Source organism: Roseibium suaedae (assembly GCF_900142725.1).
Taxonomy (GTDB): Bacteria; Pseudomonadota; Alphaproteobacteria; order Rhizobiales; family Stappiaceae; genus Roseibium; species Roseibium suaedae.
In genome coordinates this window covers 477,236-502,218 of record NZ_FRBW01000001.1, presented here as the reverse complement: position 1 = coordinate 502,218, position 24,983 = coordinate 477,236, and the positions used below count along the sequence as shown (strand labels likewise).

Genomic DNA, 24,983 nt, shown 5'->3' with positions numbered 1-24,983 from the left:
CAGGATGAAGCCGTTACTGCTTCATCCACATCTGCTGGGTGACACCGATGCCGATGCCACGCGTGATGTCGTCTTCGATGAGGCCGTCACGGAAGTTCATGAAGTCATTCTTCACAACCGAGATGGCCGGCACTTCGCCTACGACACCGATCACGTAGCCTTCAGTCACGAAGGTCTTGATCAGATCGTTGAGGGCGGCATCCGCATCTGCGCGGTTGCCCGCGCTGGCTGCCTTGTCCCAATCGGCAAAGATCTTGCGGATCGGATGGTCAGCCGGCGGCTCCATGCCCGAAGCACCGTTGGTCGAGTACCAGATGTAATACTGGTGACCATAGGTGTCGTTGCCCATCATGATGCGCGGATCGGCTGCAACGACCGAAAGACGGTCGAACGGGAACCACTGCATCTGGAAGTCGTTGTTGTCGCGGCTTGCGTCCCACTGTGTGCGGTCGATCAAGCGCGGCAGCAGTTCGATCCCGACATCCCGGTAGTTGTCAGCCACGACTTCCATGGTCTTCGGACCATTCTCGTGCTGCATTTCAACCACGATCGACAGGCGCTTGCCATCCGGACGCAGACGGAAACCGTCCCCATCGCGCTTGTCGAGGCCGAGGCCATCGAGCAGCTCATTGGCCTTGTCCGGATCATATTCTGCCCAATGGGTTTCCAGATCCGCATCGAAGTTCGGAGAGCCGCTAACCGGAGAAGCCGAGCGGGCTTCTGCCAGACCGGAGAACACCAGTTCATTGACGGTTTCACGGTCGATGGAGATGCTCAGCGCTTCACGGAAGTCAGCCTGGGCAAAGAGCTCGCGCAGACCTTCGTCCTTGACGGTCAGGTTCGGAACCAGGGACCAGGTCTGGGCCTGGGTCCAGCGGCGGACCTTGTAGTCACCCTTGGCTTCGTTTTCCTTGTAGAAGGTGAAGTCCTGCGGCTCGACATAGCGCATCTGCATGTCGATCTGCCCCTGCACGATCATCAGGTTGAAAGCTTCCTGGTTGTCGAACAGCTTGTGAGCGATGCGGTCAATGTACGGCAGCTGATTGCCAGCCTGGTCCACGGCCCAGTAATAGGGGTTGCGGACCATGGTCACGACATCGCCCGGAGCCGGCTTTTCAATCTTCCAGGCAGTGATGACCGGAAGATCCGGGTTCTGCCACCAGGCCGTAGCCGGGCCCTTGGAGCCCCACATGTCGGACCACTTCTCGACGCCGAACTTCTTGGCAGCGGCCGCAAGCTCTTCTTCGGAAGCGTAGTGGTTGTTGAACTGCTTCAGGTAGTGCTTCGGGAACAGGAAGCTCGGACGGTCCAGGCTCGGGTTGCCTGTGGAGTCCTTGGCCAGGATATCCAGGAAATAGACATAAGGCTCATCGAAACTGACCTTGAAGGTCTGCTCGTCGATGATTTCCAGCTTCATCGGCTTGCCGCCAGGTGCAAGGGTCTGGTCGATGGCCGAGAGAATATCGGTGTTGAGGAAAACGTCGTCATACCAGAACTTGACGTCTTCGGTGGTGACCGGCACGCCATCGGACCACTTCAGGCCCTTCAGCAGGGTGAAAGTGTATTCGCGGGAGTCTTCGCTGACTTTGTAGTCGGAGATGTAGCCCTTGGTCAGACCGAGCTGGCCTTCCTCATCCTGCGACCACTTGAGCACGCGCTCTTCCATGAGCTTGGTCGGACCCCAACGGTCACCCGGCCCCTTGTAGGCGCGATGCCAGGTTCCGCCGAACTGGCCGACTTCAACAGCGTTGACCACGGTCGGATGCTCGGGCAGGCGCTCATCGACGGACGGCAATTCGCCCTTCTTGACCATTTCCGTCAGCATCGGCGATTCCTGGAAGGCGAAAGCCGACGTGGACGCCAGCAGGCCTACCGCAAGCGCTGCGAGAAAATTGGTTGCTTTCATTTCGCTACTACTCCTCCATTTTCCGGCTCTCCCCGCTTCATGACCAGAAGCGCCGGCATTCCCCCTTCTCAGAAAAGTTGCGAAATGTTTTTCACAACTCTCCGGCAGACAATGAAAACAGGTTATAAAAATATTTTCACAATCCGCTCTCTCGTCAGAGATTAATTAGACAATTGCTCGAACTAAATCCGTAAATCAACTAGAAAATTTTTTCATAACCATCGCCTACGCGAATCTACGAAGCAAATTTTTTCATGAAATTTATGCGGCAATGCACTCAGTGCCACGCCATCACAAAGGCTCTCGCAACGGCAGGTGACTGACAATCAAAGGCCTTGCCCGTCGCTGCCTTGCAGCAACGGGCATGCCTTCCGCGATTGGGCCGGCCGGGGACAACCGCCCCCGGACCACCGGCTCAAATCTCGATCCGGATGCTTCTGATCTGGAACGGCCGGAAGGAGAGCGGAAGCTTTCCGGCTGCGGCCTCAAGACGCACCGGCTCCCTCTCCAGGATATCCACCTCGGCCAGGGATTTGACACCTTCCGGCAGCAGCAGCTCTGTCGCCGTTTCCTGACCGTGGGTTTCCCATAGCCGGATCACGACCCCCGAACCGTCTTCGGATTGCTTGACGCTCTCGACCGTGACGCTACCGCCTTCCAAGGCTATGAGAGCGTCTGGAGAGTCCAGCAGAAGCGATGTGTCAGCTTCCCCTGCATCTTCAAGCCGCAAGGGATGATTGAACGCTTCCGCCTTGGCGGGAATGCCCTCGCCCTCGAAAAGCCCGTGATGTACGGCAAGGGCATAGCGGAAGTGGTGCTCGCCCTGATCAGCTTCCGGCCAGGGATAGGTTGGCGAGCGCAGGATGGTCAGGCGCAGCTCCGTTCCCTTCACGTCATAACCGTATTTGCAGTCGTTCAGCAGCGCGAGGCCGAAGCCCGGTTCGGACACATCCACCCAGCGGTGCATGGCCGTCTCGAACCGCGCCTGATCCCAGGACGTGTTGCGGTGGGTCGGGCGGCTGACATGACCAAACTGGATCTCGGCCGTCGACTTGTCCGTCATCACATCGACCGGGAAGGCTGCCTTGATCAGGGTATTGTGCTCACGCCAGTCAATGAAACTATCGATCTCGACCTCGGCACAGCCATCTTCCAAGGACACGACCTGCACGATGCGCGAGCTTTCATAACGCCACTCAAAGCGGATCGCTGCCCGGTACGGCCCTTGCTCCACGACCTCAGCAGACACAAGATCATCAATTTCCCAAACCTGATCTTCGAAACTGTCGTCGATATCCCAGGCATCAAATTGCGCAGGCATGTCCCGATAGGCCTGAAGACGGTTTCCAACACGCCCACGCATCAGGACCTCCCGGTCCTTGCGCTTGTCAAAGAGGGACAGGATGCGCCCCTTGTCATCAAAACGAACCGCAAGCACTGCGTTTTCCAGACGGGTCTCGGAAACAATCAGCTCGGAACTGCCTGGGATGTCGGGCCCTTCGCTCACCATGACCGGCGTCAGGCTGAGGGGCGCGAGCCCGGCGACTGGAGCTGCCTGCTCGACTGAACCATCAGCCCGGTGCACCGTCTGGGTGGTCGCGGACATGTCTCCCGTCTTCAGCACCTTGGGTGTTTGCCCGGCGAGCGTCACGAGACCGCTTCTCGGGCGGCCAAACACGTTCAAGATGGCCTGCCCTCCGGCACCAAGAGCTGCAAGGTTCAGATCACGCCTGAGGTTTTCCGCAGCGCAGAAGAAGTCCGCATAGTCACGGTCACTGTCATCAAAGACCTGGCCAATGGACGAGCCCGGCAGAATGTCGTGGAACTGGTTCAGCATCACGATCCGCCACAGCCGGTGCAGTTCTTCCGCCGGATAGGCATGCCCCTTCTGACGCGCCAGAACGGCAAGTGCCTCGAGCTCCCGCAGCGCCTGCTCGGCCTTGCGGTTGTTGCGCTTGTTCTTGGCAACAGAGGTCAACGTGCCCCGGTGGAACTCGAGATAGAGCTCACCCACCCATTTCGGGAACCGGTCGGGCTCTGCATTCATGCGCCCGACAAGACCGTTGAAGAAGGGGGCCATCGGCCCGTGAACCACGGCAGGGCACCCCGGTATACCGCGCTCCATGCGGCGGATATTCTCCAGCATCTCGCGGGTCGGGCCGCCACCGCCATCCCCATGGCCATAGACCAGCCAGAGATCCTTGTTGAGGTCCTGCTGCCCATGCCGGCGCCAGGCCCCCATGACATGGGTCGCCTTGAGGTTCGGGCAGTAGGTCGTGCCGATGCTGGTCGAAGTGTAAGGCTGACAGGTCAGGAAATAGGCCGGTACTTCCGTTCCGTCGATGCCCTGCCACCAGAAGGTTTCGTTCGGCATGCGGTTGGTGTCGTTCCAGCTCATCTTGTGGGTAACGAACACCTCGATACCGGACAGGCGCATCAGCTGCGGCAGCGCCGCCGCATAGCCGAATGTGTCCGGCAGCCACATGATCTTCGGCCGCACACCAAAGGTCTGCTCATGATAGGCAACACCATGCATGATGTGGCGGATGAAGGATTCACCGCTGGTGACATTGGCGTCCGGCTCCAGCCAGAGCGCCCCTTCGATCTCGAATTGCCCACCGTCATGCTTGGCTTTCAACCGGTCGAACAGCTCCGGATAGTCTTCATTGAGGTAGTCGAGCAGCAGGCCCTGATTGTACATGAAGATGTAGTCGGGATACTGATCCATCAGGCTCAGCGCCGTCGCCATGGAGCGCGCCATCTTCTGGCGCGTTTCGCGGATCCGCCAGAGCCAGGCAACATCGATATGTGTATGGCCCGTCACGGTGATAACGGGCTTGTCCGCAAAATCCTTCGTCTCGTAGATCACAGCTGCAACCGCACGGGCCTGTTCCAGCGATGCGGCAAAACGCGCAGCATCCCCGGCACGGAAATCGACCACCTTCAGTGCGTCATCAATCGCATTCAACAGGAAGTGCCGGCGCGGATCATCCTCTTGCAAGAGACGGGCGACATCCAGCGGCACGGCCAGATCATAGAAGACCGTTTCGGCGAGAAGGTCATGAATCTGCAGGTGACAAGAGAACCCGGCCTGGCGCCGACTTTCAATCGTCCCGGCTTCAATGGCGATGTCGAACCTGTCCCCGGCCTTCGCCTCTTCGCTCAGGAGCAGCTCGCGGTGATTGCCATCGACACCTTGACTGACCTTGCCGTTGACGCGGACCAGGCACTGGGGATCGGAGCGGCCCATGACATTGCCGAATTGCGCCTCGACCCGCAGATAGAGCCGGCAGCCTTCGGCTTCCTGCGGCACTTCTGCAATGCCCGCAAACCAGAAATAAGCCTCCGGCTCGCCCCAGATCAGGTCTTCAGTCACCTCGACCCATTTGTCCCGGGTTTCGGCCAAGGCCTTGCCACGTTCCTCCGGCAAAGCCCTGCGGAACCGCAAGGGAACATCGCCGTCAACGCGCGTGAAAATGCGCTCCCGCAATTGTGCGAGGAGGTGGTCAAGCTTCTTGATGCGCTGCATGTCTTTCTTTGCAGGCCACCTGGAAGATGGCCTCTCCCTTGATTTTGAATTAATTGCGCGGTGACGACCTATGCAAGGCCGCTCGCGCCATTGCCTTAAGGCAGGTTTGCGACGCTGGACCGCTCGATGATGCTGCAGCCCAGCTCAAGCCGGTGAGCCGCCCGGTCGCTGTCCGCAGAAAGAATGCGCTGCTCAAGAAGATTGAGTGCCGCAGGGCCCATCTGTTCCAAAGGCACCTTCACCGTGCTCAGGGGCGGCATCACCAGTTCGCCAAGTGCGACACCGTCAAATCCCATGACAGACACATCGTCCGGCACTTTCAGGCCAGCCGCGACAAGTCCCCGGATCGCGCCGAAGGCCAGGTTGTCCGATGCGCAGAACAGAGCGGTGACCCCGTCCATGCCGCCATGTTCAGCCAGCCACTGGCGGATAGCCTCTTCTCCGAAACGCGGCTCGTAACCACCGACCCGCAGCACGGGCGCATCGGACAGCGGCAAACCGCTGGCACGGAACGCGTCCTGAAATCCGTCGAGACGCCGGTGAATGGTGGTTCGCCCAGCCCAGGTGATATGAAGGATCTTGCGGTGGCCATGCGAGATCAGCCAGCTTGTGGCGAGCTGCGCCGCGAACCGGTTCCCGGGGGTCACGCTGTCAACCTGCATGCCCTGATCTTCACCGTTGATCAGGACGGCGGGAATGCCGCCAGCACGAATGCCGTTCAGAAGGTCCCGATTGTCGTCATTGACGATGATCACACCGTCCGCACTCACCTCACTTGCGGCCGCCAGAACCTGCTCCGCACTGAGATTGCCGGCCGCAGCAAAAGGCGCAAGCCGCACACCTCTGCGCTCGCAGTCCCGGCTCAAGGCATTGAGCACGGTCCAGGAAAAGAGGTTGGTCTCGTTCTCGGGCAGAGCATCATCATTCACAGCCAGGAGAACCGTGCGAAGAGCCGAAATGGTCGCCTTGACCTTTCGTTCCGCGAGATAGCCGAGCTCCGTTGCCGCATCCAGCACCCGGGCCCGCACTTCGGGAGAAATCGACGCCGTTCCGTTCAGAACGTGCGAGACAGTTGAGTTGGCAACCTGCGCCACGCGCGCAACGTCCTTGATACCAACTTTCCGATTGCCTGCTATTGTCCCAACTCCCTCCCGGACACCGGCATATCCACCAGCAGCCAAACCGGAGGTTTGCCCGCATTCCCTTGATGCCAGTAAAAATTATTTCATCACTCTATTCCTCAACAGAGCGAATGCGCCTGATAACAGAACAAGAATGGCCAAAACACAACAGATTTTTGAAAACTGCGCGTTTTGGCCATGGATAGCTGTGACTAAAATTTTTTCATTCGCCAGATAAGATCAAGTCCAGCGATTGGGCTCTCCGGTCAACACAACGATCTCCTGCGCATTCCACCCTTGCGGCAAGGGTGCCGGACGGCTGACCGACACCGCTTCGACCTGAAGGTTTTCAACGTTGCTGGCAAAGACACCCGGCATGCCACCGGGATAAGGCACGAGGCCAATCACCTTGCCCTCCGCATCCTTGACCCAGGCATTCGCCCGGCCCGCTGCATCCGGCGAAGGCTCAAGGTCGAAACGGGTGGGACGGACATCATAGCGCAGACCATTGTAGCTGCTCGTCTCCTGCAGCACCGACACCCGGCGCAAGGACACATTGCGGATGCCGGCTGGCGCATCGGCAACCAGATTGATCGCGCCTTCCATCCGTCCGGTGATATCCTCGAACAGAACATTTTCGACCGTTCCGGCCGGCTTGGACTTGCGGCGGTCGACGCAATTGACCGTGATGGCCTCACCAGAACCCCAGAAGCCTTCCGGGGTTTCCGCGCAATCGATATCGATGCGCTGGAACAGCACATTGCGCACCGCCCCGCCGTCTCGGGAGAAAATGCCCAGCGCCCGGTTCGAGCGGACGATCTTGCAATCGACGAACTGGATGTTCTCGAAATTGCCGAAACTCTCGGTCCCGAGCTTAAGGGCGCAACTGCGGCTTTCAACGATACAGCCGGACACAGTGATCGAGCGGCAAATGCCGGCCGGCTCGCCATCGCTCCGGGCACTGGTCTTCAAAACCACGCCATCATCCGCTGTCGCTATGTTGCAGGCGGTAATCACGACATTGGTGCAGGCATCGATGACCACACCATCGGTGTTCGGCATTTCCCGGTCATTGTCGACATGGATCCGCTGGATGGTCACCCCATCCGTCCCAATCAGGTGGATGGTCCACATGGGGGAGCGATGAACGGAAAAATCCTCGAGGGTGATGTTCGAGCAGTTTTCAAACACCAGAACACGCGGTCGCAGCGCTGCGGGAATATGGGTTCCCATTTCGGCCAGATAGCCGGTGATGAAGGCTGCGCCCTGCCCTTCGATCACGCCCTTGCCGCTGATGCGGATATTGGAGGCGTTCTGGGCCAGGAGCGCTGCACGATCCGAACTTTCGGCGATCACATCCACCTTGTTGCTTGCAAATGCATCATAGCTGTCGGCCAGACGCAGGATTGCCCCATCCGCAAAGTGCAGGTGCGTGCCGGACGGAAGACGCAAAGCGCCGCAATGGTGAACGCCTGCGCCAAGCACCAGAGTAGAACCGGTTTCGGCGGCAGAATTCATCTCAGCCTGCAGTTCGGAGGTGCAATCACCTTCCCGGCAGGAAAACACAATTTCACGATCACGCATTGCGACGCTCCCTTCGCAGTCGAAGTATTGAAGATGTCAGGACAAGGCCGGTTCGGGCAGACCGCCCGCCGTTTGGTGTTATTGACAGAGCAAGATTTAGCTGCCAAGTCAATTAGTCAGTTTAACGAACTAATTATCTACAAGCCGTGATCATGCCCGACGACAGCCATTTGCCGATTGATCCAGCATCATCCGCCGCTAGTGAAAGGGCCCAAGATCCCGGCCTTTTCATCGGCATCGATCTGGGTGGAACCAAGATCCTGGCCCTGATTGCAGATGCCCGGGGCCAGATCCTCGCAAGGATCAACGAGCCGACAGCCCATGGCCCGGATGCGCCGGTTCTGGAGCAACTGGTCCGGATCACTGACGATCTTGCCACGCAGGCAAGCGCGACTCTGACAGACATTTGCACGCTTGCAATCGGGATTCCCGCAGCCGTCTCGCCGCAAACCGGGCTGGCTTCGCTTTCGCCCAACCTCTGCCTGCCGGAAGATGTGCCTCTCGCGGCTCTTCTTGCGAAACGGCTGCCGGGTACCCGCATTCTTGTCGAGAATGACGTCAATCTGGCCGCCTATGGAGAAGCTTTCGCTCTGGCGGCAGAAAACGGACAGCCGGTTGTCTTCCTGTCCTTCGGAACCGGTGTCGGCATGGGACTTGTCATCGGCAAGACCTTGATCCGCGGCGCCTTTGGGCGGGGGGGAGAAATCGCTTATCTGCCCACCGGCGCAACCCCTCATGAGAAAGCCGGCGCCTCACAAAATGGCCTCTTCGAGGACATCGTCGGGACGCCTGGCATCCGTGCCCGATATTGCGAGGACGGGGAAACGGTCGCGGATCTCTTTCAGAGGGCGGACGCCGGCGACAAGCATGCCGCCAAGGCCATCGAGCAGATTGCCCGCGAAGCTTCCGTTGGCGTTGCGGCGATCCAGAGCCTTCTCGACCCGCAAGCCATCGTGATTGGCGGCGGCATTGGCAGCCAGGACAGGTTCCGGCAAGCACTTGCCCGGCAGGCGGACAGCCTTCTGCCCTTTCCCTGCCCACTGCAACCCAGCCGTTTCGGATCAGACGCCGGGGTCATCGGCGCCGCGCTGTTTGCGCAGCAGCACCCTTAGAAACCCACTCCTCTCTCGCAAGTCCCCGTCATGCCCCGAGAAGCCTGCCGGCTTGAAGGGAATTACGTTGCTTGCACAGGCGGCAGGCGAAGCTGACTTGGAATGTCCTGCGGGGAAAACAGGCGATTGTGCATGAGGTTCAGGGCAATGGCCACGGCGCCGACGAGCGGTGCCCGCAGTTCAAGCTGACTGCGCTCAAGCCGGATCGCCCGGCGGGTGAAGCTTGGCAAGATGGCCTGCACTTCTTCCAGAAGGCCCAGCACCAGACCGGACGTTCCACCCAGCACGATCTGTTCCGGGTCAAACATTGCATCGATGGAGACCAGCGCCAGAGCCGCAAGACGGGCGGTCTCACGCAAGACCTCTGCGGCTGCCTCATCTGCCTGGTGGGCCCGTTGCAGAATGTCTGCCGCCTGAAAACCGCTCGCCCCTCCGGTGAGCCTGTCATAACGTTCAATGATGCCGCGCGATCCCAGGACACATTCCAGCGCGCCGCGCTCCAGACCTTCAGGAGCGTCCGGGTTGCCGCCAAAAGGCAGATATGCGAGTTCGCCTGCCGCGCCGCGCGCACCGCGGATCAGCACACCGCCAGCCATCAGACCCAGTCCGACGCCCTCGCCCAGCGACAGGAATGCCGAGGTCTCGACACCGGCAGCGCATCCTCGCCAGGCTTCCCCCAGCATCGCAGCATTGATGTCATTCTCGACGGAAACTTCACACCCCAGAACTGCCTGAAGAGACCCGGCGACATCAAGGCTTTCGGAAGGGTCCATATCCGGCGCAAGCCGCAATCGGCCTGTTGACGGTTCAACCGCACCAGGCATCGCCACAGTCGCAAGCAGCAAACGATCTCCGGGGATCCCCTCCTCACCGAGGAGGCCGGTCACCATCGCACCGGCCTTTGCCACGAGCGCAGCACCATCGCCATTGACCGCCTGTTCGCGCTCGACCCGGACCCTGCCGGTCACATCGACGAGCGCGACACGGATAAGGCCGCTGCCGATCTCAATTCCGGCCGCAAAACCACGTTCACCATTGAATTCATAGGTGACCGCGCTGCGCCCCACACGCCCGGTCTCAACACCCTTGATCTGCACCCATCCGTCTTCTTCCAGAATCCGGATCACCTCGGACATAGTCTGCTTGGAAAGGCCCGTCTTCTTCGCCAGGGTCGCCCGGGAGGTTGGCCCTTCCTGCAGGAGCATATCGACGGCTGCGCGAACGGAAATCTGACGCAGAACCGGGTAGGACGTCGCCGAAATTGTCATGCAACCAACCTTTTGTGCCAGAAACCTCAGTTAACTTGTCCAGAATCTCAAGTCGGCTTGCAAGCAGGGAACGCCAGACCAGCGAAATTCCCAAGGGAAAGCTGGGGGAAGACTGGCGGTGAAACCATCTCCCAAATGCAAATGCCCGCACACTCTCAAGAAGAGGGCGCGGGCATTCTGAATGTCGGGCAGAAGACTTACTTGGCGTCCGCCGTATAGACCGTGACGCCTTCCTTGATCGTCTCCAGAACCTTCACATCATGAAGGGTCTCAGGATCAATGGCTGTCGGGTCCTCGGACAGGATCACGAGATCTGCAAGCTTGCCGGGTTTGATCGACCCTTTCTGCGCTTCTTCGAAGTGCTGATAGGCGGGCCAGATGGTCATGGCCTTTAGCGCGGTCATTGCATCCACGCGCTGGTCCGGACCGATGATGTCACCAGACCGGCTGCGGCGTGTGACTGTTGCCGAGAGGATCCGCATGGAGTCCGGCAGAGCCACCGGCGCATCGTGGTGAGACGAGAACATCAGCCCGCGCTTGCGGAACCAGCCGGTCGGCGAAATGTTGTCTGCCAGTTCCGGCCCGACCGTATGATCGCGGTGCCAGTCCCCCCAATAGAAGGTGTGCATCGGGAACAGGGACGGGAAGACATGAAGCTGGGCTGCGGCATCGACCTGATCTTCGCGAAGGAACTGGCCATGGATCAGGACCGGACGGCGGTCGGCCATGCCGTATTTCTGTTCCGCCGTTTTGATGGCCGCCAACAGAAGATCGCTCGCCGCTTCCCCGTTGGAATGGGTCAGTATCTGAATGTTGTTGCTGAAGGCCCAGTCAACCGCATCAAAGACCTGATCGGAAGTTGCGGCAGAAAAGCCCGCATAATCAGACCGGAAATGTTCCGGCGGATTGTAATAGGGCCGGTCACGCCAGGCGGTAAAACCCTGCGGCGATCCGTCGATCGTCAGCTTCGCACCCGCAACGCGCATACGGTTTTCATAGCTGCCGGAAACCGTATTCTTGATCATGTCCCGGTCGATCAGAACGTCCGGATAGACGACCACATCGATCGGCAGTTTATTTTTCTTGGCAGTCGCCTGCATGGCCGCGAACTGCTTCGGCATTGCCCGGCCTTCCTGAGCGGTCGTGTAGCCGTAGCTCTTGACCAGATCGAGACCCGCCAGGAACATCGTCTCGGCATTTTCGGCGCTCAGATCGCTGGTCAGCTTCACAAGCGCGTTGAAGTGCGCCGATTCTTCCAGGACCCCGGTCGGATTGCCCTTGTCGTCCCTGCGGATCACGCCGCCCGGCAATTCCTTGGTCTCGGCCGTATAGCCGATGATTTCCAGTGCCTTGGAGTTGGCGACGCCCAGATGACCGGATTGATGGATGACGTAGATGGGCTCATCCGTGGAGATCGCGTCCAGATCTTCCTTCGTCGGATGACGCTGTTCCTTGAGCTGGCTGTCGTCATAACCGAAGCCGGGGAAGAGCTTGGTCGCCTTCACCTGCGCACTGTTCTTGCCGTACCACTCCTTCATCACGGACTGGAGCGCGGCAATGTCATTGACGGTTCCGTCGGGCGCCGGCAGCAGATTTGCTGACTTTGCCTGAAAGCCAACCATGAAGACGTGACCATGCGCATCGAAAAAACCGGGAATCATGGTCTTTCCGCCCAGGTCGATCGCCTTGGTGTTCGCGCCCTTGAGCTTCTCCAGGTCCGCGGCAGTGCCGGCAGCAAGGATCTTGCCGTCCTTGACGGCAACCGCTTCCACCTTGGGCTGATCGTCTTCCATGGTCAGGATCGTACCGCCGGAATAGACGAGGTCTGCACTCTCCTGAGCTTTCGCCGCGAAGGAGACACTTGAGCTCAAGGCCGCAAAAACCACGGCGCCGATTAGAAGTCTGGATGTTTTCATCGCAAGATTCTCCCATTCAAAAATAAATGCCGCGCCAGCCCAGCCCTGATGGGCGTGGACCGGCGCGGCGGCAAATTTGTGCGGTTCGTTTGGAATCAGAACCGGAGATTGACCCGTGCAAATCCGCCAATCGCAGAAGATGTCGGAGCCAGAGTGGACTGGCCTTGCAGGGAGAAGGTGATCCGGTCGTTGATCTCGGCATTGAGGCCTGCTGCGAGATTGACCTCGAAGGCGTCATTCTCAACCAGCACACCAAGATCACTCAGGCCCGCAGCAGCTCCCGACAGACGGCTCGTCATCTTGACGTCAGGATCGGTCAGACGCGCCCCAATTCCACCACGGAGATAGGCAACGGCCGCAGACGACCCCCAGTTGAAAGCCTTACCAATTTCCAGCGACGGACGGAAGACAACCGAAGTCTCGGAAAGGGCATCGACTTCCCAGTTCATGCCGCCCGTACCGGTTTCCCGGTAAGCATCCTGCCACATCTGCGTGACGGACAGAGCCGCACTTGGCTTGACGTAGACACCGCCCTGCTCGAGGACCGAGTAAACGCGAGCTTCTGCCGACAGGAACCGGCCGTTGATGTCGGCATTCGCAGTCTGGAGACCACTGGACGCCGCATAGCTGCGAACACTGTCATACTGGTAGAAGCCGCCTGCCACGCTGCCGGAGAAGGTGAAGACACCCAGTTCCCGCTTGAGGGCAGCACCGGCACCAAGGCGATAGCCATCCTGAGAGAAGTTGTCTCCGCTGATGGAAACGTCTTCGTACTGGCCGCCAGCTTCCAGGAAGACATCATCCAGGATTTCAAACTGGGCGGCAGTTGCTACGCCGACGACGGATTCATCATAGGCAGCCTGCGTGTCCGTGCCGCTCTGGCGGGAGACCCCACCCATGGCCTGGGCCCAGACGCATTCCTGCTGCTTGAAGAAACCGCCCGGATCCTTCGGATCCAGCTCCGGACAGCTCTGTAGCAGACCATGAACCGCACTGCCTGCCGCATGGGCGCGGCTGATGCCGTTGCCCACTTCATTGAGCACATGCTGCTCATAGAGCTTGGCAAGTTCCGTCGAGGACTGTGCATTCAGGGCCTGAAGCCCAAGAGCCTTCAGCTCCGTTGCAGCCGCATCGGACTTGGTCTCCTCGATGGCTGCAATTGCCCCGGCAAAGTAAGTGCCGAAGGCCTGCGTGTTGCGGCTTGCCGCCACACCGCCAGCCGCTGCACCCGTGTAATCCACGGTGTAGTTGAGGCCGACCTTTGTGCCGTCGGTGCTCTTGTCAAGGGAGTACGCAACCGCACCACCGGCAGTCGACGTGCCCAACTTGGAGATATCGAAGGAACTCCCGCTGCCTGCCTTGAGTTCGAGCACATCAAGAGTGCCGGAGGCTCCGCTCTGCACAACGTCGGAACCGATCCAGTTCGCGGTCAGGATACCGCCAATGGAACCACCCTTGTCGAAGTCGAGGATGAACTTTCCGGACTGGACTGCCTGGCTCAGATCGGTGTCGAAGCTCATCACACCGGTGCTGGTCTGGGTGAAGGAACCACCAGAGGTGACCGTCACTGTACGAATGTCATTTGCCCAACCCGGCTTCAGCGTTCCCGCATTCACGAAGGTGGTGTTGGCGTTCGTGCCCAACATGGAGTCGCCAAGATTCATCTTGCCGCCACTCAGGTTGTTGACCGCGTTCTGCGCCTTGCCATCGCTCTGGAACGACATCCGGCCATAGAAAACGCCGTCATTGTTGAACCGCAGAGCGCTTTCTCCATCCGTCACCAGTGCGAAGGTCTTCGAGAAGATCTCGCCATGGTTGGTCAGAATGTTCGACTGCTTGATGACATTGCCACTGATCACCTGACGGCCGCCAATAAAGGCGATCGCTTCAGCAGGCTCCGCGTTGGTCGTCTCGACCTTCGCTCCCTTTTCAATCGTGATCTGGGCAACGCCGCCGCTCGTGTCGTTGGCATCGAACTTGGTGCCGCTTTCATCAACGTTCACCAGGATCGCACGGCCATTCTTGCCGCTCGCAGTCACCGTGCCACTGACGTCGACCACGACGCCCTTGGAATAGCTTGCGCCATCACCACCCGCCGAACTCTGGGCGAAGACAGCAACCGCATTTTCGCCGGAGACAGACACGCTGCCATCAACCTTCACGGAGACCACGCCGCTGGCACCCTTGGCCTTGCCGCTTCCCAGCTTCGCCTGGTCCACCACGAAGGACTGGGCGTCTCCGTCGTATTTGTAGGTCATGGCACCACCGCCACCACCGCCAACAGACTGGGCCAGGATACCATGGGCACCGTAACCGGACGTGGTGATCTTGGCACCCTTGGCAACGCCCACGGTGACATCACCGCCGTCACCACCTTCGCCTTCATCCGACACAGCGATATCGACGATGCCGAGATTTGCGGCGAGCGTTTCGAGATCACCCCAGATTGAGGTCTCGACGTCGCCGCTTGCGCCGCCACCACCGCCAACCGACTGGGCAAAGATGCCCATGGCGCGATCGCCTTCAGTGGTGATGGTGCCCGTGTTGGTCACATTTACATCACCGCCGTCACCGCCGCCGCTGCCGCTGCCCGGCCAACCCCATTCGTTGATCAGGCCACCGGTCGCATCACCGCCATGACCGCCACCGCCGCCAACCGACTGTGCGACGATCGCCGTGGAATCCGCGCCCTTGGTGTAGAGGCTGCCGTCATTGGTGACGGTGACCGTATCCCCCTTGCCTTGCGCACCTTCCTTGCCGCCGATATCGACAGAGAAGCTCTCACGGAACAGATCCCTGAATTCAGCTTTGGTGATTTTCTCGTAAGCCTCGAGGGCTTCCTTGGCGTCTTCATACTGCTCTTTGAGGTCGTAAAGGTCGGCCATCCAGCCGTTCAGAACGTCCGGTTCGCCATTGCCGCCATTACCGCCGCCGCCGCCAACGGATTGGGCGAAGATCGCGTAGGAGCCCTTGCCGTGGGTTTCGATTGCGCTGGAGTTGCTAACCGTTACCGTGCTGCCATCACCTGCGGCGCCACCGGAGCCGCCCAGAGTGAAGCTGAGTGAATAGCCCTTGTTCTCGGTGTCTTTCTTGTCCGTCAGCTTGGTCTGCTTGGTGTAGCCGAGCGAATAAGCGCCCGCATCACCGGCATTCCCGCCACCGCCACCAACGGACTGGGCATAAATGCCGTAGGACAGATCATTGTCGGTAGTGATGGAGGCACCATTCGTGACGGAAACCGCAGAAGAATGCATCCCCTTGCCACCACTGCCACCTGCCTGCGCATTGGCCTTGATCTGCACATAGTTTTCCTTGGTCCACTCCCCATCGAGAAGGAAGCCGACCGCCGATCCACCATCACCACCATTGCCGCCGATGGACTGAGCGAAGATCGCGTGAGCATTGCCGCCAGTGGTGCTCAACTTGCCGGTGTTGTTCACCGTTACTGTACCACTGACAGCGCCGTCACCACCGCTGCCACCGATGATGACGTTGCTTTCAAATCCCGAAGGCTTACCGAAGGTGCCGGAACCGACATAGCTCGATCCGCCATCGCCGCCGTTGCCGCCGATGGACTGGACATAGATCGCAGAGGCAAGGTCACCGGACGTGACGATCTCACCCGAGTTGTCGACTTCTGCGTTGCCACTCTTGCCGCCGGCGCCGCCTTTCCCTCCAACAGCAACATTGACGCTGATGCTACCTTCAGACGATGCCGTGATGGAACCAGCATAGATGGAGCCGCCAGAGCCGCCGCTGCCGCCTGTGCTTTGGGCCGCGATACCGGCGGTCTTGAATCCATTGGTCGTGATCTTGGCATCATTCGTGACCTTGACATCATCGGCCTTGCCACCGCTGCCACCGTCCCCGCCGACGGAGACATTGACCGATCCGGCGATCTCGCCAATCGTTACGGTGCCACTGACGACCATACCGCCAGAGCCGCCCTGGCCGCCGTGGCTTTGCGCCAGAATGCCCACAGCCTTCTCGCCAAGCGTGCTGATCGCACCATGGTTCTCGACTGTAACCTTGCCAGCCGATGCACCCGCGCCACCGTCACCACCGATGTTGATACCGATTGTGCCAACGCTCAGCGTACCGTTGACGACCATCCCGCCGGAGCCGCCGCCGCCGCCGATCGACTGGGCCAGAATGCCATAGGCCTTTTCACCCTCCGTCGACAGTTCGCCATAGTTGATGGCATGAACGTCGCCCGCGACGCCGCTGTTACCGCCCGTACCGCCGTGATTATAAGTCAGGGACGCACCGCTGACTGTGCCATCAACGATGACGCTTGCATCGCCGCCGCCGCCGCCGTTTGACTGTAGCTGAAGCGCAACGCCCATGCTGCCCTGGGTCGTGATCGAGCCATGGTTGGTTGCAGTTACTGCACCGGCAGTTCCGCCATCGCCACCATCCGCGCCCAGGGTGGCGCTAATTGTAACGCCAATCGAAGCGGTGACCGTTGTCCCGCTCTTGCCGCCGCCACCTGCCTGGCTCTGCAGGAAGATGCCCTTGGAGTTTGCACCGGTTACCAGGATTTTGCCGCTGTTGGTCAGGGTCACGTCACTCGAATTTCCGCCCGAGCCGCCTTTTGCCCCAAACACATTGGTGAGGCCGAAGCCGCTCAGATCCGTACCAACGGTCGTATTCACCACGGTGCTGGACGTGCCGCCACCACCGCCAACAGATTGCATGCTGATGCCGTCAGAGTTGTCGCCGGACGTGGTGACGTCGGCAGTGCTGGTCAGTTCGACCTTGCCACCGTTGCCGCCGCCGCCGCCGCTTGCCCCCAGATCATGTCCAATCGACAGACCGACCGTGGTCGTGACATGGGCACCCGCGTAGCCACCGCCACCGCCGGTGCTCGACAGATAGATACCGGTCGAATTGTGTCCTTCGGTGATGATGGTCCCGCCGAGAGACCCATGCACATAGCCGCCATCATTTCCGGAGGCCGCCAATTGGCTGCCCAAACCGGTTTCATTGCCGACATCAAAGACATCAACCGTGAAAACAGCTCCACTGTCACCGCCGCCGCCACCGACGCTTTGCGCAGAGAAGCCCTTGGCATTCGCACCCTTGGTATGGATCTGATCGGCGTCGGCACCCGTGAAATTGACTTCACCGCCCGTACCGCCACCGCCACCGGTTGCCCCCATCTTGTTGGAGGACATGATCTCGAGCTTGGAGGTATCGCCCCCCTTGCCGCCGCCACCGCCGATGGAATGCAGGGACACACCATCCGCATGATCGCCGGCGGTGCTGATGTTCACGCCGTTGTTCTGGGACGTGTAGGTCACGGTGCTGCCATTACCGCCGCTGCCGCCGCTTTGCCCCATTGCAATGAAGCCGGTCGCACTGGTCGACACACCGCCGCCCGCACCGATACTGGCCGCATAAATACCGAAGCCGTGCTCTTTTTCGGTGGTGATCTTCACACCGTCGAGAGTGACATTCACGGTGCTGCCATTGCCGCCAACGCCAGCCTTGGCGCCATGGGAGACCACTCCGTTCGCGCCGCCCGAGGCACCGCCGCCACCGCCAACGCTGGTGACAATCAAACCGGCAGACTTTGCACCCTTCGTCGTGATGGTCGTGGAGGTCAAGGTCGCTTCGACGGCACTTGCATCCCCACCGGCCCCGCCTTCCCCGCCAAGGGCGGAGATTGCATCAGTGCTGCCACCGATACCGCCGCCGCCGCCGACGCTTTGAACGACAACACCGAAAGAGATGTCACCAACCGTATTGATCGTCGAGTTGGACAGGGCAAGTTTCGCCGATCCACCGGCGCCGCCGCTGCCACCATCAGCGCCATAGCCCGAAAAGCTCCCGCTGCTGTCGCTACCGGTGGACCCGAAGCCACCGACGCTCTGGGCAAGGACGCCTACAGATTCTTTGCCGTCCGTGCTGATGGTCGCGTTTTGCAACGTCAGGTCGACCGCGCCCCCCATCCCAGGATCACCGACATTGCCGTGATGGGTGTGGAAACTTGCCCCCGATGTACCGCCAATGGAGCCATTTGCGCCACCGGCGGACTGCACGATTACACCGAAATGCTTGTCGCCCGTGGTGGTCACCTTGCCCGCATAGGAAACGGTGATGTCGCCCCCGTTGCCGCCCGCAGCGCCATCGCCCGGGTGCGTGCCGCCGCCGGACCCTTCGCCGCCGTTTCCGCCACGTCCGCCCTTGGACTTGAAGAAAAGTCCATGCCCCGCGCTGGTGGTGACCGAGTTCAAGGGTGATGTCGCAGTGAAGGAGATTGCCCCGCCGTCGCCACCAACGCCACCTGTGCCGCCATAGCCGCTGGCGCCAGACTTGCCCTGGCCGCCGTCGCCACCTTTCCCGCCAAGGGAAACGATATTCAGACCCGAGTGATCGCCCGATCCGGTAATAGAGGATTTGAGATACGAGCCCGCCTTGAACGTGACCGTGATGGCACCCCCATTGCCACCATGGCCACCGAAGCCGCCGTATCCATTGTGCCAAACGTCGTCGTGATACCCTTCACCGCCAGTCCCACCAGCCCCGCCAGTGGTTTGAAGGTTCAGAACAGAATTCGAGGAACCGCTGACAAGGCCTTCACCGTCCTTGGAGCCACCGTTGACCGTGACGGTAATTGCGCCGCCTGCACCGCCATCGCCGCCATATTCCCCGCGCGCAGTGCTCCAGAAATCACGATCTTCTTTTCCGTTTCCGCCATCGGCCCCGGTCGAAATATGCCGGATAGCCCCTCGCGAGCTCTTCAGATCATATCCGTTGTTGAGAGTAAGTGTCGTAGATTGATTGGAGGCAACCGCCCCACTTCCAGCTTTGCCGTAAGTGTGGGACTTGCCCCCCTGATCATCAATGTCCTTGGCTTCGAACTTCTTGTTCTCGCCGTTTCTTCCCGATTGATTTTCGACAATAATATAGTCGCTGTTCGACCCGGCAGACGTCATGTCAGCCGTCAGGTTCTGAACGGTAACATTGACGATCTGATTGCCTGCAGCGTTGTAAATGACCGGTGCGACGGAGCCGGAGCAGGTGACCGAGTGACCGTCCGATCCAGTCGAACAATTTGCAAGCGCAGGCGTCAGAGACGTTGCAGATAGTAAAACTACGGACAGCGGCAGCTGCCGTCTAACAAAATTAGCACCAAACAATGTTTCAGCCCTCAAAAATAGAAACCGGGAAAGCTTCTAGCCCAGGCTCAAACTCGCGACCCTCAAGTTAATTATTTGTTAATTGAATATATTGTTGTGAACAAACGTCACCCCATGACTCAATCACGAGTCGTCATGACTTGTACGCATACATTGAGTTACCGGGATACTCATTGGGACACCCAAAAAACTTTAAATTTCAAAGTTCAGGAACCGCTGGACACGACTCGCTTTCTAACGCGACATCTGGAAAACTTTTGCAACTCTAGAGAAGCATTCCGATTGAATCTGCGGTGAAGACAATCTGGAGCCAGAACTAATATCCAGCAGCAACCAGGCTACAAATCCTGGCCGCATCTGATCTTCAATGAAGCTGGAAAATCAATGCATTTTCAGCAACTTACGACCCAGGAAAATCAGGGGTAATTGCGAATAATCGTCAAGATGTCGTTTTGAAGAAGAGGAAATGGCGCGCCCGAAGAGATTCGAACTCCTGACCCCCAGATTCGTAGTCTGGTGCTCTATCCAGCTGAGCTACGGGCGCGCAATACCTTGGTGGCAACCGCTTGGGATCATGTGATCTCTGCGAAGTATGCCGGAGGCATCCGTCCGGGGTGCGTTGTTTGCACCCCCGGAATGGGCGCATCTCTACTGCCCTCCCCTGATGAATGCAAGAGCGGTTTTTGATTTTTTTCGCGAGAAAGTTCCGAAAGCCAAAAAACTCAAGAAAACAATGGGTTTTCAGCCTGTTGATAATCCAGGCGCCAAGCGCATGGTTTTTGTTTGCCGGAAAATTTTTCCGTCAGACATTTTCGCGATCGGGCAAATCGATCCGGAAACTTGCGCCCGCACCGCCTTCTTCCAGCACGATCGTGCCGCCATGAGCACGAATGAGCTCGGCCGCGATGGCGAGGCCAAGTCCAGTCCCACCTGTCTTGGACCGGCTCTGAAAAGCCTTGAAGAGGGTCTTGCGCAGCATTGGCGGAATGCCGGGCCCCGTATCAGAGACCTTGAGCCAGACACCCCGGCCCTCCCGCCCTGCTTCCAGAACGATCCGGCGGACAAGCGTTTCATCCCGCTCGGCCTCAAGCACCTGGACGGAATTCCGGCATAGGTTCAGGAGCACCCGGAACAATTGCTCCGGATCCGCGTCCACTTCCAGCACCACCGGAATCTGGTTGTCAAACTGAATGGCCGCATGCTCGTTCAGGCCCAGAACGTCGCAGACATCATCCCCAACCCGGCTCAGCGCAAGCAGGCGCCGTTTGGGTGGCTCTTCACTGGCCTTGCCATAGGACATGACTGCCTGGGTATAGGCAACCGCGCGGTCGAGTGTTGCCAGGATCTTTGGCGCCAGGCGGTTGACCGTGGGATCCGGCACATGTTCCAGGCGTTCCAGAAACAACTGGGCAGAGGCCAGCAGGTTCCGCAGGTCATGATTGATCTTGGAAACGGCCAGGCCAAGGTCCGCCAGATGCTGTTTTTGCTGCAGCGCCCGGTTCAGAGCCTGTTGCATGGCGGCGAGCTGCGCCTCCGCATCTCCCAGCTCATCATCGCGCGGAGAGGCCTGAACGATGCGCGAAGCATCTTCCGGATCCTCGGCAAAATGCACCATCGACCGGGTAAGGCGCTGCAGCGGCCGCACAAATAGGGCGCGCAGGCTCAAATAGACGAGAGAGGCCGTAACGATGGAGATGACGAAGGAGACGCCGAGGATGCGCACGGAGAAGGCGAGCATGTCCTTCTTCAACGGCCCAACCGGCAGCACGATGTCGACCTTCATCACCTTGCCCATCGAACCTGCACCGATGACCCGCATCAGATCCTCCGACGGGGTGAAGAGGGTTTCGAAGCTTTCCATGATCGCGCGCCAGAACATCATGTCGCCCATGTCGACGATCATCTGGACCTCGGGCGGCATCTGGCTCATGGCGATGAGCGACCGACGGCTGCCCTGATCAAGGGAAATGGCGACAGCACCTGTTGTGCGCAGCAACTCTTCCTGAAGGCGGGGGGCAATGGTGTTGGTCTCGCTGAGAACCGCAGCGGCCACCCCTGCGGTCGTCAGACGGTCCTTGAGCCAGTTGTTCCGAAAGTTTGCGACCGACGGCACATAAATGAAAATCTCGGTCAGCATGATGAAGGCAATGGTCAGGAACAGCAGCTTGCCGGACAGGCCGCCAAAACGCCGTTTGCCCACAAGCCCGCTCCCCGTCTCCAGCACAGAGGCCTGAACAGAGACAGAAGGGTCCTTCGCTCCGGTGGGAAGTCCGACATGCTTCATTCAGAATCACTTTCAGTCAGTCAACTTGTCAGACCGCCGGCACCGGCAACCGTGCAAGGGACCGATTCCACGACAACTGCAGAGACGGCGCAACTGCTGCCAGTGCCGCACCGTCATGCTCAGATAAAGTGCCACAAATTCAGACCGACCCCGCATTGTCAAATCTCCTGACCCTTGATCAAGGACGGCGAGAGCTAGGCTTCCGCTGCAAAAGCAGGAGCCAGAAGCACCTTTTGCGGGCTCTATTCTAAACAGGTTGAAGCTGGCCGATGTGACAGTCTCCTGACCGGCATCCGTCCATTTTCCGGGAATCCCGTCGATTCTCGAAAGGCTTCCACAGCCATGCCGTCCATGAGTCCCTTGCTTGTACGGCTGCTTCTCACCCGCGATCTGACTGCTTTCAAAGCCAGCTAAGGCCCGATAGAGGTCACACACAAGTGACCGTTCAGTGAGATAAACCAAGCTTCTGCCTGTGATTGACCGCAAAGAATGCACCTAATTGCAGTGCTGCGCGTTGACTTGCCCCGGACTCATCCGTATAAGCGCCTCCGACTGGGACATGCATTCGGAACAACGCTCCTGTCTTGGGCGCGCCTTATGGCGCTTCGAGTGCTTCCTCCAAGAACATTTGAAAAACAAGGGCCGCGCAGTTCGCGCGGGGAAGAACAATGAAGCGTACGTATCAACCGAGCCGTCTTGTCCGCAAGCGCCGTCACGGCTTCCGTTCGCGCATGGCGACGAAGAATGGCCGTCAGGTTCTCGCTCGCCGCCGGGCAAAGGGCCGCAAGCGCCTGAGCGCCTAAGCAGCCAGCGCATGCGGCTTTGTAGGTGATGACTGTCAAGGACACCCAACAAACGCCGCCGCACATGAACACACTTAAAAAGCGCTCCGAGTTCCTAGCCGTCGCCAAAGGTGGACGGGTGGGCCGGTGCGCTTTTGTGTTGCAGGGGCTGAAGCGTGATGGCAGCGAGCCTCCGCGCATTGGCTATACGGTCACAAAGAAGACCGGGAATTCGGCTGTGCGCAGCCGGATCAAACGCCGGCTTCGGGCAGCCGTCGCCGCCCTTGCCCCAGAAGACATCCCGATCCAGGCAGATTTTGTTCTCGTGGCCCGCGAAGCTGCGTTGACTGCACCCTTTGAAAATCTGATATCGGACCTTAAATCCGGACTTCCGCTCTCGCTTGACCCGAAGTCCGCACAGCGCCACAGGTCTCCGCGCAAGCCTAAGGCAAAGGCTCAGCCCGGAGGCGCATCCGCGCCGGGCAGAAAACAGGGGTAATCCAGTTGTTCTCGGAAAATCGCAATATGATCCTGGCGATCGTCCTGTCCCTGGCGGTTCTGCTGGGCTGGCAATATTTCGTTGCCAACCCCCAGCTTGAACGTCAGCAGGCCGAATTGCAGGCACAGCAGCAGGCTGCTCAACAGACCGCTGATGCGTCCGCGCCGTCGCCGACCGGCACACCCTCCGCAGCGTCTGGCAGCACCGCCGCTCCGACCGCTGCTGCAGCAGCCGTAACCCTGACCCGCGACCAGGCGATTGCCGCCGGCCCGCGCGTTCAGATCGACACGCCCCGCCTCGTTGGCTCCATCAGCCTGACCGGTGGCCGTATCGACGACCTCCGCCTCAAGGACTACCGGGAGACGGTGGACAAGAACAGCCCGCTGGTTGAACTCCTGTCTCCCAAGGGCAGCCCGAACCCCTATTATGCCGACTACGGCTGGGTCGCGGATCCTGGCGTGAAGGTCGCCCTGCCGGACGCCAATACCGTCTGGACGGTCGAAGGCAACGACAAGCTGACCCCGGAAACCCCGGTGGTGCTGAGCTTCGACAATGGCGAAGGCCAGATCTTCAAGCGGACCATTTCGATCGACAAGGACTACATGTTCAACATTGAACAGTCGGTCGAGAACTCCACCAGCACAGCTCTCAGCCTCTATCCCTATGGCCTGATCGCCCGCACCGGTCTGCCGGATCACAAGAGCTTCTACATCCTTCACGAAGGCCTGCTCGGCGTCTTTGGCGACGAAGGCCTGCAGGAAGTGAAGTATTCCGATCTGGAAAAGGAAAAGCAGGTTCGTCCGGCTCGTGTTGACCAGGGCTGGCTCGGCATCACCGACAAGTACTGGGCCACCACGCTGATTCCGGCACCCGGCACCAGCTTCCAGCCCGGCTTTGCCTATTCTGATGTTTCCAAGAACTATCAGGCCGATTTCCTGGGCGCTGCCGTAGACGTGCCGGCCAATGGGTCTGGCAAGTCCAACTCCTATCTCTTCGCTGGCGCCAAGCAGAAGGCAGTGCTTGATCAGTACGAAGAATCGATCGGCGTACAGAAGTTCAACCTGCTCATCGACTGGGGCTGGTTCTACTTCCTGACCAAGCCGATGTTCTGGACCATTGACCACCTCTATCACCTGGTGGGCAACTTCGGCATCGCCATCCTGCTTGTGACCGTTCTGGTGAAGGCGATCTTCTTCCCGCTGGCCAACAAGTCCTACGTCTCCATGAGCAAGATGAAGCTCGTGCAGCCGCAGATGACCGAAATCCGCGAGCGCTATGCGGATGACCGGGCCAAGCAGCAGCAGGCCCTGATGGAGCTCTACAAGAAGGAAAAGATCAATCCGCTGGCAGGCTGTCTGCCGGTGCTGATCCAGATCCCTGTCTTCTTCTCGCTCTACAAGGTTCTGTTCGTCACCATCGAAATGCGCCACGCGCCGTTCTTCGGCTGGATCCATGACCTCAGCGCTCCGGATCCCACGACGATCTTCAACCTCTTCGGCCTGATCCCCTGGGATCCGCCGCAGATGCTGATGCTCGGCGTCTGGCCGCTGATCATGGGTGTGACCATGTTCGTGCAGATGAAGATGAACCCGGCCCCGCCGGATCCGACCCAGCAGATGATCTTCACCTGGATGCCCGTGATCTTCACCTTCATGCTGGCATCGTTCCCGGCAGGTCTCGTGATCTACTGGGCCTGGAACAACACCCTTTCGGTGACCCAGCAGTACATCATCATGCGCCGTCAGGGCGTGAAGGTGGAGTTGCTGGACAACCTGAGAGCCACATTCAAGCGAAAGCCTGCAGCTGCCGACAAATAACGGCTGAAGCACAAGGCAAA

12 protein-coding genes and 1 tRNA gene are annotated in these 24,983 nt (G+C 59.4%); 4 read left to right on the top strand and 9 right to left on the bottom strand.

Features of this window, described 5'->3' with window-relative positions:
* Nucleotides 1–13 precede the first annotated feature (13 nt).
* The 4 genes from BUA94_RS02275 to pglB form a co-directional block, all read right to left on the bottom strand.
* Nucleotides 14–1,906, bottom strand: coding sequence for an ABC transporter substrate-binding protein (locus BUA94_RS02275; protein ID WP_073008260.1), 1,893 nt, complete (start codon nucleotides 1,904–1,906; stop codon nucleotides 14–16).
* Between the two features lie 415 nt (nucleotides 1,907–2,321).
* Complete coding sequence (locus BUA94_RS02270; protein ID WP_073008258.1) at nucleotides 2,322–5,435, bottom strand: alpha-mannosidase; 3,114 nt, start codon at nucleotides 5,433–5,435, stop codon at nucleotides 2,322–2,324.
* 95 nt (nucleotides 5,436–5,530) lie between these two features.
* Nucleotides 5,531–6,616: a LacI family DNA-binding transcriptional regulator gene (locus BUA94_RS02265; RefSeq protein WP_328586271.1), complete on the bottom strand. Its 1,086-nt coding sequence runs from the start codon at nucleotides 6,614–6,616 to the stop codon at nucleotides 5,531–5,533.
* Nucleotides 6,617–6,796: 180 nt separating this feature from the next.
* On the bottom strand, nucleotides 6,797–8,140 hold the full coding sequence (pglB, locus tag BUA94_RS02260; RefSeq protein WP_073008256.1) for a polygalacturonase PglB: 1,344 nt from the start codon (nucleotides 8,138–8,140) through the stop codon (nucleotides 6,797–6,799).
* 152 nt (nucleotides 8,141–8,292) lie between these two features.
* Between pglB and BUA94_RS02255 the strand changes: the two genes are divergently transcribed.
* Entirely contained in the window at nucleotides 8,293–9,252 is a 960-nt protein-coding gene (locus tag BUA94_RS02255) for an ROK family protein (protein WP_084081664.1), read from the top strand.
* Nucleotides 9,253–9,314: 62 nt separating this feature from the next.
* Here the strand turns inward: BUA94_RS02255 and BUA94_RS02250 are convergent, their stop codons facing one another.
* From BUA94_RS02250 to BUA94_RS02230, 5 genes are all read right to left on the bottom strand, one after another.
* Nucleotides 9,315–10,520, bottom strand: a complete 1,206-nt coding sequence (locus tag BUA94_RS02250; RefSeq protein WP_073008252.1) for an ROK family transcriptional regulator — start codon at nucleotides 10,518–10,520, stop codon at nucleotides 9,315–9,317.
* A gap of 197 nt (nucleotides 10,521–10,717) precedes the next feature.
* Complete coding sequence (locus BUA94_RS02245) at nucleotides 10,718–12,436, bottom strand: amidohydrolase (protein ID WP_073008249.1); 1,719 nt, start codon at nucleotides 12,434–12,436, stop codon at nucleotides 10,718–10,720.
* Nucleotides 12,437–12,531: 95 nt separating this feature from the next.
* Nucleotides 12,532–19,377 (bottom strand): autotransporter outer membrane beta-barrel domain-containing protein, encoded by a 6,846-nt coding sequence (locus BUA94_RS02240; protein WP_084081663.1) that lies wholly within the window; start codon nucleotides 19,375–19,377, stop codon nucleotides 12,532–12,534.
* Between the two features lie 671 nt (nucleotides 19,378–20,048).
* A tRNA-Arg gene (locus BUA94_RS02235) sits at nucleotides 20,049–20,125 on the bottom strand.
* A gap of 258 nt (nucleotides 20,126–20,383) precedes the next feature.
* Nucleotides 20,384–21,865, bottom strand: coding sequence for a sensor histidine kinase (locus tag BUA94_RS02230; protein WP_084081662.1), 1,482 nt, complete (start codon nucleotides 21,863–21,865; stop codon nucleotides 20,384–20,386).
* A gap of 668 nt (nucleotides 21,866–22,533) precedes the next feature.
* Between BUA94_RS02230 and rpmH the strand changes: the two genes are divergently transcribed.
* The 3 genes from rpmH to yidC are packed head-to-tail and all read left to right on the top strand — an operon-like array spanning nucleotide 22,534 to nucleotide 24,963.
* Nucleotides 22,534–22,668 carry a 50S ribosomal protein L34 gene (gene rpmH / locus BUA94_RS02225; protein ID WP_067220180.1) on the top strand — a complete coding sequence of 45 codons (135 nt, stop codon included), beginning with the start codon at nucleotides 22,534–22,536 and terminating at the stop codon, nucleotides 22,666–22,668.
* A 28-nt stretch (nucleotides 22,669–22,696) separates the two neighbouring features.
* The gene (gene rnpA / locus BUA94_RS02220; RefSeq protein ID WP_073008246.1) at nucleotides 22,697–23,146 is read left to right on the top strand and encodes a ribonuclease P protein component; all 450 of its coding nucleotides are present in this window, start codon (nucleotides 22,697–22,699) and stop codon (nucleotides 23,144–23,146) included.
* 5 nt (nucleotides 23,147–23,151) lie between these two features.
* Nucleotides 23,152–24,963: a membrane protein insertase YidC gene (gene yidC, locus BUA94_RS02215; RefSeq protein ID WP_268877500.1), complete on the top strand. Its 1,812-nt coding sequence runs from the start codon at nucleotides 23,152–23,154 to the stop codon at nucleotides 24,961–24,963.
* The last annotated feature ends 20 nt before the right edge of the window (nucleotides 24,964–24,983 follow it).

What these genes read in the sequence shown, in the direction of transcription:
- pglB (WP_073008256.1), bottom strand. Translation starts at nt 8,140, where the DNA reads ATGCGTGATCGTGAAATTGTGTTTTCCTGCCGGGAAGGTGATTGCACC.
- BUA94_RS02275 (WP_073008260.1), bottom strand. Translation starts at nt 1,906, where the DNA reads ATGAAAGCAACCAATTTTCTCGCAGCGCTTGCGGTAGGCCTGCTGGCG.
- BUA94_RS02230 (WP_084081662.1), bottom strand. Translation starts at nt 21,865, where the DNA reads ATGAAGCATGTCGGACTTCCCACCGGAGCGAAGGACCCTTCTGTCTCT.
- rnpA (WP_073008246.1), top strand. Translation starts at nt 22,697, where the DNA reads ATGACTGTCAAGGACACCCAACAAACGCCGCCGCACATGAACACACTT.
- rpmH (WP_067220180.1), top strand. Translation starts at nt 22,534, where the DNA reads ATGAAGCGTACGTATCAACCGAGCCGTCTTGTCCGCAAGCGCCGTCAC.
- BUA94_RS02240 (WP_084081663.1), bottom strand. Translation starts at nt 19,377, where the DNA reads ATGACGTCTGCCGGGTCGAACAGCGACTATATTATTGTCGAAAATCAA.
- BUA94_RS02245 (WP_073008249.1), bottom strand. Translation starts at nt 12,436, where the DNA reads ATGAAAACATCCAGACTTCTAATCGGCGCCGTGGTTTTTGCGGCCTTG.
- BUA94_RS02250 (WP_073008252.1), bottom strand. Translation starts at nt 10,520, where the DNA reads ATGACAATTTCGGCGACGTCCTACCCGGTTCTGCGTCAGATTTCCGTT.
- BUA94_RS02270 (WP_073008258.1), bottom strand. Translation starts at nt 5,435, where the DNA reads ATGCAGCGCATCAAGAAGCTTGACCACCTCCTCGCACAATTGCGGGAG.
- BUA94_RS02255 (WP_084081664.1), top strand. Translation starts at nt 8,293, where the DNA reads ATGCCCGACGACAGCCATTTGCCGATTGATCCAGCATCATCCGCCGCT.